We start from the raw sequence: 12365 nt of genomic DNA, 5'->3' as shown, positions 1-12365 counted from the left end.
TTGATCTCTGGAGCGCGGAGGGCATTGGGAAGCCACGTCGTTGGTAATCCCGATGAGGTCTGGGGTGTCGCGCATGCTGTTTCCCGGCACTGGACGATGGCGGAGTTGGGAAGAGTCTATGTGCTCGCAAGGTTGCTGCACTTGAATCGGATGGAGGAGGCTAGACTGGAAGAGGCTGTTTGGAAGGTGTATCGCTACTCCGACGACGCAGAGAAGGAAGCCATCATCAAGTCGCTTGTTCTCTTGCCCGACAATGAACGATTCAAGCCACTGGCGCTCGACGCGACACGAACAAACAGCAGGAAAATATTGTCCGCGCTATTGAATGGAAACACCTATCCATCGCGCCGATTCAGCGACTCTGAGTTCAATGGCCTGGTATTGAAGGCGCTGTTTATGCGTATTGCGATTGTCGATATGCCCGGTCTGGAAGAACGGTCCAATCCGGATTTGTCGCGAATGTGCGAGGACTACATCCAGGAACTGAAGGATGCCGGGAGGGATGTTCCCACGGATATCTGGCTGGCGCTTGCGGGCAGTATGAGCCGTCGCGGAGCGGACTTCCTCAGGGAGTACGGTTCGGGACCGGATTCCCGACATCGATTCTACGCAGCGATGGCAATAGAGAGGAATCTGTCTCGATCAACAGAGTGGAACGAATATGTCAAGGATAGGCTGGGGCAGGAGACTGATGATTCCGTATTGGGCATTCTAAACCGCATTGGGACTTAGAATACGTACCGATCCTAAGACATGGGTGCAAACATGCGATATATCGATCCACATATTCACATGCTTTCAAGAACGACAGACGACTATGAAGCGATGGCGGCTGCGGGTGTCATTGCCGTTGTCGAACCGGCGTTCTGGCAGGGACAGCCACGCACCCAGTCCGGGACGTTCATTGACTATTTCGATACATTAATCGGCTGGGAACGATTCCGCGCAAGCCAGTTCGGCATCAGACACTATTGCACGATAGGCCTCAACCCCAAGGAAGCTAACAATATCCCGATGGCGGAAGACGTGATGAGGTTGATGCCGAGGTATCTGGTGAAGGATGGGGTCGTGGCAGTGGGAGAGATCGGTTATGACGACATCTCGGCTGAGGAAGAGCGGTTTTTTGCGGAGCAGCTGACCCTGGCCATGGAGCACAAGCTGCCGGCATTGGTCCATACGCCTCACAGAGACAAGGTCAGGGGCACCGAGAGGACGATCGCTTTGGTCAAGGAGGTGGGTATCGATCCCGAGACGGTGTTGATCGATCACCTCAACGAACAGACATTACCGTTGGTCCTCGATACGGGTTGCTGGAGAGGACATTCCATCTATCCCCATACCAAGATGTCTCCCGAGAGAATGGTTAAGCTGCTCCAGAAGTATGGTACCGAAAAGATGGTGGTGAACAGCGCCGCGGATTGGGGTCGGAGCGATCCTCTCAATGTACCGAAGACCGGTGAAGAGATGTTGAACAACGGGTTTACGAAGGAACAGGTGGAACTCGTACTGTTCAGTAATCCGGTCGAATTCTATTCGCAGAGTGGAAATATCACGTTGGAGGAACTGGTGCCTGTCAAGATCGATCAAACCGAGCTTTGGGAGGATAACTCGGTATTGCGGGGCCAGATGCCCGTGGTGGATTGAACCGTTTGCGAATGGATCTGAGCGGACTTGCCGTTCGGAAACAGGGCGGGATACCGGCGCCGCAGCAGTCATGAAGTCGCAGACAGGCCGGCGCGGGAGCACATCACACAAGCCGGCGATGAGCCGATAAGGCCAACCGTGCGGGAATTCCCTGGTAATGCGGTGGAAGAGCGAGAACATTGCATACTGCAGTAACGTGCACCCTTGTGCCACGGCTGGCGAGGTGTTCGACGTTGTCGAAACCGATATCAGGAGTGTGCGCGAGAGGCGCGGGCTCGATCGGTTGTACGCAGGGCTTTGGTTACCCAATACGGTCGTAGTGGAACTTCTGGAGGACGATGCCGCCTTCCGTAGTTTCGCAGCACGCATCGACGCCGCGAACATCAGGGTTGTCTCGACGAACGGGTTTCCCTACGGGAATTTTCACGATCGCGTTGTCAAGGAAAAGGTTTATTCGCCAGACTGGGCTCAATCAGCGCGCGTCGCGTATACAAGGGCATTGGCTACCCTGATGGCCAGGCTACTACCCGAAGAATGTCACGTCGGTACTCTGTCGACCCTTCCTCTCGGATTCCAGCCGCAATGGAACGTGGGGCGACACCACAAGGCACTAGAAAACCTCGTGGATATTGCATCATGGTTGGCTGATCTCGAGAAGTCTACGGGCCGGCGGATCAAGGTTTGCCTTGAAATGGAGCCCGGGTGCGTCATAGAGACTACCTCTCGTATGGTGCAGCTGTTTTCCGACGAGTTGCCGAACGTGGGTGCGGCCCGCGGTGTTGCCGAGGACACGGTTCGAAAGTATCTCGCGGTGTGCTTTGATGTCTGTCATCAGGCAGTGATGTTCGAGGATGTTTACGATGCATTGTCGAAATTTCGCAAGAACGAGGTCTGTGTCGGCAAGATTCAGTTGTCCAGTGCATTGACGGTTCTTGATCCCGCGAGACCCGAAGTCAGGGGAAAGCTGAAAAGATTTTCGGAGGATCGCTACCTTCATCAGGTTCGCACCAGGGTCGGGAATGAAATTCACGGGAAGATGGATCTCGCGGAGGCCCTGACAGATGCGGCGTTCCCGAGGAATTCATCGTGGCGGGTGCATTTCCACGTTCCAGTCATGCTGGATCGCGTTGAGGAGTATTCTCTGGGGACGACTCGGCGTTCCCTGCTCCGTGCCCTGGACTTTCTTTCCGATAACGACGACTTTGCCCCCCATCTGGAGGTTGAAACGTATACCTGGGGTGTAATTCCGGGTGCGTCCCATCCACGTGATCGCGAGGATCTGCAGGCTAAGCTCGCGTCTGAACTCGAGTGGGTAGAGGAGCAGATGGCAGCGAGGAAGTTGCTGGCTGGTCTATAGTCCTTGGCGGTGGATTTTCCTTCGGCACCGTACTCTGGACCGATTAGAAAGCTTGTGTTCCTCAATGGGTGGCGATGTCTAGACCAGCCTGGACGGAGAACAATGAATAGTCCCACGGCAAAGGTTATCGTCGTAAACGTCGTTGGCTTGACGCATGCACTGCTGGGGAAAGATACCCCCAACCTCAACAGTCTGATCAACGAAGGATACCTCGCGCGGCTGGAACCTGTATTTCCTGCAGTGACCTGTACTGCGCAGGCGTCCATGCTGACCGGGCTGACGGCGTCGGGTCATGGGATCGTTGGAAATGGATGGTATTTCAGGGACTTGGCTGAGGTTGGATTCTGGAAGCAGTCGAACCACCTGGTCAAAGGTCAGAAAGTCTGGGACGACGCGCGCAGGGTGGTTCCGGGATTCGAATGTTCGCAACTGTTCTGGTGGTACAACATGTACGCCGCTGTCGACCATTCAATTACACCCAGGCCATACTATCCCGCAGACGGTAGAAAGATCCCGGCGCTGTACTCCAATCCAGCCGACGAAGCGGAGAAAGCGGAGGCCGAACTCGGGCCGTTTCCTTTTTTCAACTATTGGGGACCGGCCGCGGACGAGCGTTCGTCCGCATGGATAGCACAGTGCGCCAAGCGGGATCTGTCCAGAAACCGACCCACGCTGCAGCTGGTGTATCTCCCTCACCTCGATTACAACCTTCAGAGGCTGGGTCCGGGCGACCCGCGCATCAGGGAAGATGTGCGGAAAGTAGATGAAATCGCGGGTGATTTGATTGATTCGTCTCGGGCCTTGGGATATGACGTTCTGGTTGTCTCCGAGTATGGAATCGGGCAGGTTTCGCATCCCGTTCACATTAATAGAATTCTTCGTGAGGCGGGCTACGTGTCCGTCAGGCGCACCCCGGTCGGAGAGATGCTTGATTTTGGCGCTTCCAGAGCGTTCGCGGTGACCGACCATCAGATTGCCCATGTCTATGTTCGCCACAAGGCAGAGACAGAACGAGTCAGAACACTGCTATGCGAGTCTGCCGGTGTTGATCGTGTGCTGTGCGGAGAGGAGAAAAAGCAGTTCGGCGTCGACCATGAGAGGTCCGGCGAACTGGTTGCAATCGCGGATGTCGGGGCGTGGTTCACGTACTATTATTGGTTCGACGATGACGGGGCTCCTGATTTTGCCAGAACCGTCGATATTCACAGAAAGCCGGGATACGATCCGGTTGAACTCTTTATCGATCCCCAGATCAAACTTCCCCGGTTGAAGGTCGCGGGGAAGGTGCTGAAGAAGAAACTGGGATTCAGGACACTCATGGATGTGATACCGCTGGACGCCGGGTTGGTCAGGGGTAGTCACGGGCGGCTGCCGACCGTTGACGAGGACTACCCGGTATTGATTGGAACCAGAGCATCCCTGGCGTTGGATAGCTTGAATATGACGCAATTCAAGAAGCTTGTCATCAGTTGCTTGACCTGAGTCGTCGGTGGTAGCCGAATCTAAAGCCGAATTGATTCCCGGTTGAGTGGGAGCCCTGGTCGATGACGCAAACCAGATTTATGGTCCTCGGTTCGCAGAGGACAGGATCAACGCTGATTCGTACTTCTCTGGACAGCCATCCGTCCATCAGATGCTACGGGGAGATTTTCTTGATGCCGGGCATTGGCCCCGACAGTTATCCGTACTATGTGTCCCAGTCGCGCGACAGGAAGGTGAAAGACCTGGTTTTTCGCCGTCGTTTGGTTAGAAAATTTCTGCATGAACTTTACAACAACGATATATTCGATGCAGTCGGATTTAAGTTCATGTATAGCCAGGCCAAACGGTTTCCGTACCGAAGGGCTCCGACTGTCGTCGATTATGCGAGGGAGCACGGCGTTAGGATAATTCATGTTATTCGGGAAAATGCGCTGAAAACCCTCATCTCGAGAATTAACGCTAGAAATACCGGCATATACCATGTCAAGGGGGAGTCGCAGAAGGGAGCGAGAATTACGATTCCAACGAAAACATTACTCAATGAATTGACGAGGATTAAATCTGAGGATAACCATTGGGCCACTGTATTCGCCGAGAATCCGTATCTCTTAGTCCACTATGAGGATTTTGTGGAATCGCCGGAAATGATTTCCGGGAAGATGCTACGATTTCTGGGATTTGACGACGATATAGAGCTGACTTCACCTCACAAGAAAGTGATTACGAGCGGCCTCGATGAAGTGATAGAAAATTACAATGATGTCAGGCGTGCCCTGATAGGGTCGGAGTTTTCCGGTTTTCTTCCCTGATACTTGGTGGTCAAATCTGCAGTCTGGTGTGAATGAATACTCTGGAAAGTTACTTTTGAAACCAAAGAATATCGTAATTGCCGGATCCGGGCGCAGTGGTACGACCTGGATTCTGGACGCGCTGGCTGATTCCAATGATATGAGGACAATATTCGAGCCACTGCATCCTCAGGCAATTCCGAGTGCTCGCCCCTATTCGAACGCCTATATACCCAGGCACGCCGATGCTCCGGATCTCAAGTCCTATCTTGACGGAGTTTTCTCGTGTAAAACAAGGAGCGTCTGGTCGGATTACAGAGTAAGGCCGGATCGGATGATGCCGACAATTGCCACGTTCAGTAGTGTTCGTGAGATAAGACTGCTGCTTAGCCGATACGGCAATCTTTGGCGTAACTTCAGGAAGTATGGCCACAGTCAGCGCTCAGGTGTCATCACGAAGTTTATTAGAGCGAACCTCATGCTGGGATGGCTGGAGCAAAATTTTGATCTTAGTCTGTTGTTTGTCGTTCGCCACCCCGGGGCTGTTGTCGCATCACAACTGGAGAAAGGGACGGAATGGGATTTCAGAGCCCTGGAGTTATTCAAGTGCGATGCGCTGCTTTGGCAGGATTATCTTGCTGCGCACGAGGCGTTTCTGAAGAAAAACCTCTCTACCATTGAGTTATACACAACGATCTGGTGCATACAAAATGCGCTGCCCTTGAAGGAAGCGAAAGAAACCGGAAGGTCCGTGGCGTACTATGAGAAACTCATCACAGAGTCCGGTATCGAGTGGGCAAGAATCGCACATTCGCTTCAATTGGACAGGACTCCGGAGACGGAAACCGTCAAGGCCCCTTCCCAGCAATCCTCGAAAGTTTCGAATGCAGGATTTAGGAACCAGACCTACCGGGTATCACGATGGCAGGAACGGTTCTCAGGTTCGGATCTGTCTGCCATGCAGAGAGTTCTGGATGAGTTCCGGGTTTCTGTCTACTCGGCCCATGATGTGATGCCGCTATCATAAGTAGTCGCCACGTCACGATACAATGCGACGCTGGGCAACCATCCACGAACTGAGTGTGTCATGGAGTTAACAAACAGTCACGTAATACAGGCAGTAGCTGCTATTGTGCTCAGTATCTTCATTTATGTCCTCGCGCTGAAAATGCCGGGGAAAATAACACTGGGTGCCTTGATTCTACTCATACCTTTTCAGGTCATTGATTCCAGGTACGGAAGTATAAATGTTGTACTGATATATATTGCCGCTCTTGCCTTTCTTGCGCGTGGCGATCTCAGGCGACTGCCACTGTTTGTGCCGTTTCTGATTCTAATCGCAGCATATACGCTATCGCTTGGTCAGGTGCCATCGGGTAAATGGTTCTTCCATGTGATTTATCTTATATCTCTGGCCTCTAATATACTGCTATTTTATATGGTCTATAATCTAGCCTTAGAATCGGGTGACTGGCGCTATTTTAGAAACCTGCTTGTTGTTCAGAATATATTGATCGCGATATACAGCGTATTGCAACTAGGTGCGGGTTATAATGACATCAAGTTTTTCGGTATATCGGAGTTTCAAATGAACGAGAACCGGGAGGACGGGAGGCTCGTAGGTCCTTTCAAGGCGACGGGGGTAATGGTTGAATACCTGGCAATACAAATATTCATACTTTCATATGCCCTGCTGAGAGATAAAAAGATAAGATACAGGGCAATCTATATTTCACTAATATTTCTGAATATATTCTTCATGATCGCCTCCGGAAACCGGGGGGGTATCGTCACACTTGTCCTTGGGGCAATGGGATTTGTCGTGCTTTTCGGAAAAGAGATGGGATATCGCCGTGTCTTGGGAGGCGGCATTGTGGCCGCGATCCTGCTCACGGGAGCATCCTATATCGTGATCGAATACACCAATTTTAATACATTGTACGAGAGATTGGGTGAGACAGAAATCGAAGGCGGTGTTCCCGATACGCGTTCTATTACCTGGCCCCAGGCAATTAACAAGTTCAACCAGTCTCCGATACTTGGTAGTGGACCTTACTACAAAGAAGTACAGGATGCTAACAACGGGGAACTTCGGTATCCCCATAGCCTTTATCTGTTTGTCCCGGTCACACTCGGCATTAGTGGCTCTCTAGCATATCTGATATTCTTTTATGCAATGGCTACTAAAATTGGAAGCCCCTGGAGAGAGCAGGTACAGAGGGATGTAATCAGCGGCTTACCAAAGCTCGGTATCCTGATACTCTGCATATTCTTTGTGTCCGAGATTCGGATTGAGATGCTCCGTTTCAAGTTAACCGATTACCAACACTATTTATTTGTACTTTTTGGTGTGCTGGCAGCCTTTTCGGATCGTCTTCGAACTCGCGAGACAGACCGGCGTGTTGTTATAGCGCCCTCGGGTCTTGCGACCTCCGGACCTATGCGAATGACTCTAGTGAAATGACCATTGAATCTCCAGTGATTGTTGGTGGCCTAGGCCACTCTGGAACTCGTATTTTTGCGCAAATACTCGAATGTAATGGTGTGTTTGTTGGCTGGCCGCGGCTGACCAGGAAAAGGGGCAGTTATGACCTATTTTTAAAACGCAAGCTTAATAAATGGGTTGAGCCATATATCTACGGAAAATTGTCTGAGCAGGAACTAAATGTAATGCGCGAAGAGTTCAGGGCCCGATTAAGGCTTCTCTTCCCTCTGCGATCACGGAGATGGGGATTCAAGAATCCTAGAACTATATTGATTCTTCCAGAGATACATCAAATATTTCCAAACATGAAATTTATCCATGTTGTCAGGGATGGTAGAGATATATCGCTCGGTAACGAGTTTGTCTCTGGGAATACCTATGTAAATGCGTTTCTCTCAGCTGACGAGCAAACATTGACAGAATCCGAAAAAATGATTTTGTTCTGGGGGCGTGCCAACAAAAAGGGTAAGACTTACTGTGACGAGCACATGCCCGGTCAAAGTATGATGGTCAGGTTCGAAGAACTGTGTGAGCACCCTAAACGTGTTGTGCCTGAAATTGTCGATTTTTCAGGTCTGTCCAGGGATCGTTTGGAGGCTTCGATCAGTCTGGTTAAGAGGCCAGATTCTATAGGGCGCTGGAGAAACTACCGGGGTCAGATCAGGGAGCGGGTTCAGGAACTTGGTAATGAGTATCTGAAAGATTTTGGATACGCTTTGGTCTGAGTGCTGACGACTATCACGCATCCACGACGGTTCCAAGATGATTTCCCAGGGACGTCAGGTAAAATGGGCTGCATACACTCAAATCTGGTTATGCTCTGGAGTTGCGGAATAAAGATTTCGTATATGCCCGTATTTTACCGACATCCTAATATGAAGTCGAGCCTAGGTGGCGTGTGGCGGTGGGATTTGGTCCGTCGGCCGACTAATCGGGCGTTCAGCCGCATCTTGAAGTCGCCGGGCTGTCTTGGCGAAAAGTTTACAATTAGCAATTAGGCTTGGCCCATGATTATCAGCTACAAACACAGATACCTGTTTGTCGAGTTACCTCGCACTGGCACGACGGCGATCAGCAGGGAACTATGTGAGAAATACGATGGCGAAGCCATATTAAAGAAACATGCAACGTACGAGGATTTCTTGCGGTCACCGGAAGGTGAAAACGGTAGGGATTACTATACTTTTTCTTGTATTAGGCACCCTATGGATAAAGCGGTCAGTCTATATTATAAGTATAAAACAGATCACCGATCGTATTATTCCAGTGGCCGGAGAAAAGGAAAGGACAACTGGATTGTACGTATACAGCAGAGCAGTCAGTTCAAGTTCATAAGCAGCGCTAATGCGGATTTCAGCGACTATTTCATGCGTTATTTCTGGATCCCTTATGACGATTGGAGTATTCTGTCGCACGACATATTCAATCGTATTATAAGGTTCGAAGCATTGGACGAGGGGCTTTCCAAGGTACTGGGTGATCTGGATATAGAACAAGTGCGCCCTCTGCCAAGAAAAAACGTTACCGGCAGCCGTGCAGAGGATTTCTGCCAGTATTATCCGAAGAGAACCAGGCAGAGGGCAAAATGGATTTTCGGTCCATATATGAAAAAATGGGGGTACTCGTTCCCGCCCGACTGGGATATGGGGAATGTCGGGCTTATAGATAAACTGGTCTATAACACAGCAAACGCGTTCCGCTCGCTTTATTGGAGATACTATCGCTAGCAGATATTGATGAAAATATTAATCTATAGTATTTGGCGTAGCGGAACAAAGACGATTCGTCATCCGCTATACCGCGATAAGTTGACGCGACGAGCGGTCTATCAAGTCGTCGAATCGGATTCGGCAGCAAGTAGCTATATCGTACCGACGCTAGCATGACTTTTCAATGCGGAACGACCGGTTGTCGCAGAATTGACAATCGTCAATTCTGCGAATGATCAGCACAAATTTCTTGTGTTTTTGTCCTGAAAACGTATAAACGAAAGTTTTAGGGTAAGCGGCTACCTGAACTGTAGTTCCTAGCCGTATCTGTGGCCATGTAGGCGACAGGGAATGTTGTAATTTCACCATAGGGAAGTGCCATGTCCTCCGTGCACCTGCGGTTAACGCTGAAGCTGTCTCTCGTCTTTTCGCTTCTCCTCTCAGCAATTCCGGGTAGCGTATCTGCGTTGCCAGCGGATTTCGTAGAGGAAGATCTCTACCAGGCGCAAGCCAAGATGATCGCGCTCGAGTTTCTGCCTGACGGCCGGATGCTCGCACTGCGTAAGACCGGCGAGATTCATATCTTTGATCCGCAGGATAAGCCACCGCTCGGCCGTGTCGACTATATGGTCATCACGGACATCAATTCGGATGATGAGCGCGGATTGCTGGACATCGCACTGGACCCGAATTTCTCCAGCAACAACTACTTCTATCTGTACTATGTAAACGGATCGACCAATCGGGCAAGGGTATCCAGGTTCCAGCACGTGGAGAATTCGGGAGGCACCAGCAGTCGGGGTAACCTGGGTTCGGAACAGATCATCTGGGAGGACAATGTAGACGCAATCGGGTGTTGTCATCTGGGCGGCTCCATTGTCTTTGGCCCGGATGGCAAGCTGTACTTCGTGATCGGGGATAAATTCGAGAATAATATCTCTCAGGACCTTACCAAGACGGGTGGTAAGGTTTATCGCCTCAACAAGGATGGAACGATCCCGTCCGACAATCCCGATTTTTCGGCCATCGAACCCAATGCGGTACCAGGAATCTGGGCATTCGGCATCCGGAACCCGTTTCGGTCCAGCTGGGACATGCAACGGAACCGGTTGTTGATGGGAGAGGTCGGGGGCAACGATCAAGCCACGGCGACGGAGGACGTCCATGTTGGAAGGGCGGGAGCCAACTACGGTTGGCCAAACTGCGAAGGATCTACCTGCAATCCGACCAGCCCTGCGCTTCCGGCACCGTTCGACAAATTCGATGCCCCCCTTTTCTCCTATGACCACGCCGGGGTCGGGGCCGCGATTGTGGGAGGATTCGTCTACGAAGGATCGGTGTTTCCCGCATCCTTTCGGGACGCATACTTTTACGGTGATTATGCGCGTGGCGTAATCCGTTACCTGACCTTTGGCGGGGGCGGCAGTGTATCTGGCGATTTCGCATTTCATGCGGGTGCGGACAAGATCACGAACCTGAAGGAGGGTCCGGACGGGGCGCTCTACTACACACGTTTCGGCGCCGGTGCGAAGATACGCCGCATCCGCTATCTCGGCAGCGGCGGCAACCAGCCGCCCGTGATCACGCAGGCAAGTGGCGACCCGATCAGTGGAGCAGACCCACTGGATGTGACCTTCACTGGTGTTGCAACGGACAACGAAAACGACCCACTGACCTATCACTGGATATTCGGCGACGGAGTCGAAGCCGATGGGGCCGTCATTTCACATACCTACAATGGTAATGGCAGTTACAGTGCGGTCCTGCAGGTCTCGGACGGGGCGACTACGGTTGCGTCCCAGCCAATCCAGATCGATGTCGGTTCTGCCCCTGAAGTTACCCTGCTGACGCCCGTGGATGGCACGACATTTCGTGCGGGAGAGACGATACCCTTTAGCGCCTCGGCCACCGATGCCGACGGGACGCTGGGCGAGGCAAATATCAGTTGGGAGATCCTGTTTCACCACAACGATCACTTTCACACCGGCCCGGCCTACAGTGGTTCGATCGGTTCACTCTATGTGGAAACAACGGGGCACGACTGGAACGACAGTACACGCTACGAGTTTATTGTGGACGTGCAGGATTCCGACGGATTGACGGATACGGCATCGGTATTCGCGTTCCCGGACAAGGTGAATCTTGGTCTCGAAACCATCCCGCCGGGGCAGACGATCTATCTGGACGAGATTCCGAAAGTCACACCTGTCGTCTATGACACGCTGATTGATTTTCAGCACAACGTCGACGCGCTGAGCACCGCCTGCATAAACGATGTTCAATACACGTTCGACTCATGGTCGGATGGAGGCGCAGCGAAGCACGATATCGTCGTCCCGGACACGGATTTGACTGTAGTGGCAACGTATGTGCTTGAGGGTGGCGCGTGCAGTGTTGGTCCGCCCGTTACGCCGACAATTACGATCTCTTCTCCTGTCGAAGGAGAAACCATCGTGGGCACGGATGTTACTGTCCAGTATGAAATCCTTGGGACCGGATACGACCATGTTCATTTCTCCATCGATAGTGAACCCTACATCGCAGAGCACAACCTGACAGGAACATTCGTATTCAATAATGTTGCTGACGGGGCTCATCTGATCAGGGCTGCGCTGGTCAACGCAAATCACAGCGAGTTGACCAATCCCGAAGCGGTTACGACGGTCAATGTGAATGTGAGCCAGGCTGGTGGTGACCCGGGGGTCGTCACCCTCGTTTCGCCCAGCGGGACGATCAGTGAGCGGACACCTGCGTACACCTGGAACGCGGATCCCTTTGCCACGCGGTACCGGCTCAAGGTTGCCGACAGCACGGGGACCAAGAGGGTAAATGAGTGGTACTCCGCGGAGGAAGCCGGTTGCCCGTCGGGAACCGGGACGTGTTCGGTGACCCCCACCTAT

At 52.0% G+C, this 12365-nt stretch carries 10 protein-coding genes; all 10 read left to right on the top strand.

The features are described from left to right. Positions 1-732: EboA domain-containing protein (locus tag LJE91_17630; GenBank protein ID MCG6870483.1), on the top strand; the 732-nt coding region annotated here is incomplete at its 5' end. A gap of 33 nt (positions 733-765) precedes the next feature. Further along, positions 766-1644, top strand: a complete 879-nt coding sequence (locus LJE91_17625) for a TatD family hydrolase (protein ID MCG6870482.1) — start codon at positions 766-768, stop codon at positions 1642-1644. Positions 1645-1801: 157 nt separating this feature from the next. After that, the gene (gene eboE / locus LJE91_17620; protein ID MCG6870481.1) at positions 1802-3001 is read left to right on the top strand and encodes a metabolite traffic protein EboE; all 1200 of its coding nucleotides are present in this window, start codon (positions 1802-1804) and stop codon (positions 2999-3001) included. A gap of 102 nt (positions 3002-3103) precedes the next feature. Beyond that, positions 3104-4483, top strand: coding sequence for an alkaline phosphatase family protein (locus LJE91_17615; protein MCG6870480.1), 1380 nt, complete (start codon positions 3104-3106; stop codon positions 4481-4483). A gap of 62 nt (positions 4484-4545) precedes the next feature. Continuing rightward, complete coding sequence (locus LJE91_17610; GenBank protein ID MCG6870479.1) at positions 4546-5292, top strand: sulfotransferase; 747 nt, start codon at positions 4546-4548, stop codon at positions 5290-5292. Positions 5293-5347: 55 nt separating this feature from the next. Further along, positions 5348-6298 (top strand): hypothetical protein, encoded by a 951-nt coding sequence (locus tag LJE91_17605; GenBank protein MCG6870478.1) that lies wholly within the window; start codon positions 5348-5350, stop codon positions 6296-6298. A gap of 60 nt (positions 6299-6358) precedes the next feature. Next, on the top strand, positions 6359-7735 hold the full coding sequence (locus tag LJE91_17600; protein ID MCG6870477.1) for an O-antigen ligase family protein: 1377 nt from the start codon (positions 6359-6361) through the stop codon (positions 7733-7735). Continuing rightward, entirely contained in the window at positions 7732-8481 is a 750-nt protein-coding gene (locus LJE91_17595) for a sulfotransferase (GenBank protein MCG6870476.1), read from the top strand. The genes LJE91_17600 and LJE91_17595 overlap by 4 nt, the downstream gene beginning before the upstream one ends. Positions 8482-8763: 282 nt before the next feature. After that, a complete protein-coding gene (locus LJE91_17590; protein MCG6870475.1) occupies positions 8764-9483 on the top strand; it encodes a sulfotransferase family 2 domain-containing protein in 720 nt (239 codons plus the stop codon). Between the two features lie 362 nt (positions 9484-9845). After that, positions 9846-12365: PQQ-dependent sugar dehydrogenase (locus LJE91_17585; GenBank protein ID MCG6870474.1), on the top strand; the 2520-nt coding region annotated here is incomplete at its 3' end.

It is taken from the genome of Gammaproteobacteria bacterium (assembly GCA_022340215.1).
GTDB lineage: Bacteria > Pseudomonadota > Gammaproteobacteria > JAJDOJ01 > JAJDOJ01 > JAJDOJ01.
Note: the sequence above shows the minus strand (reverse complement) of the source record. Positions and strands in the feature narration are given on the sequence as shown.

Excerpts from the sequence above, each read along its gene's own strand:
- LJE91_17625 (MCG6870482.1), top strand. The coding sequence starts at position 766 with ATGCGATATATCGATCCACATATTCACATGCTTTCAAGAACGACAGAC.
- eboE (MCG6870481.1), top strand. The coding sequence starts at position 1,802 with ATGCGGTGGAAGAGCGAGAACATTGCATACTGCAGTAACGTGCACCCT.
- LJE91_17615 (MCG6870480.1), top strand. The coding sequence starts at position 3,104 with ATGAATAGTCCCACGGCAAAGGTTATCGTCGTAAACGTCGTTGGCTTG.
- LJE91_17610 (MCG6870479.1), top strand. The coding sequence starts at position 4,546 with ATGACGCAAACCAGATTTATGGTCCTCGGTTCGCAGAGGACAGGATCA.
- LJE91_17600 (MCG6870477.1), top strand. The coding sequence starts at position 6,359 with ATGGAGTTAACAAACAGTCACGTAATACAGGCAGTAGCTGCTATTGTG.
- LJE91_17595 (MCG6870476.1), top strand. The coding sequence starts at position 7,732 with ATGACCATTGAATCTCCAGTGATTGTTGGTGGCCTAGGCCACTCTGGA.
- LJE91_17590 (MCG6870475.1), top strand. The coding sequence starts at position 8,764 with ATGATTATCAGCTACAAACACAGATACCTGTTTGTCGAGTTACCTCGC.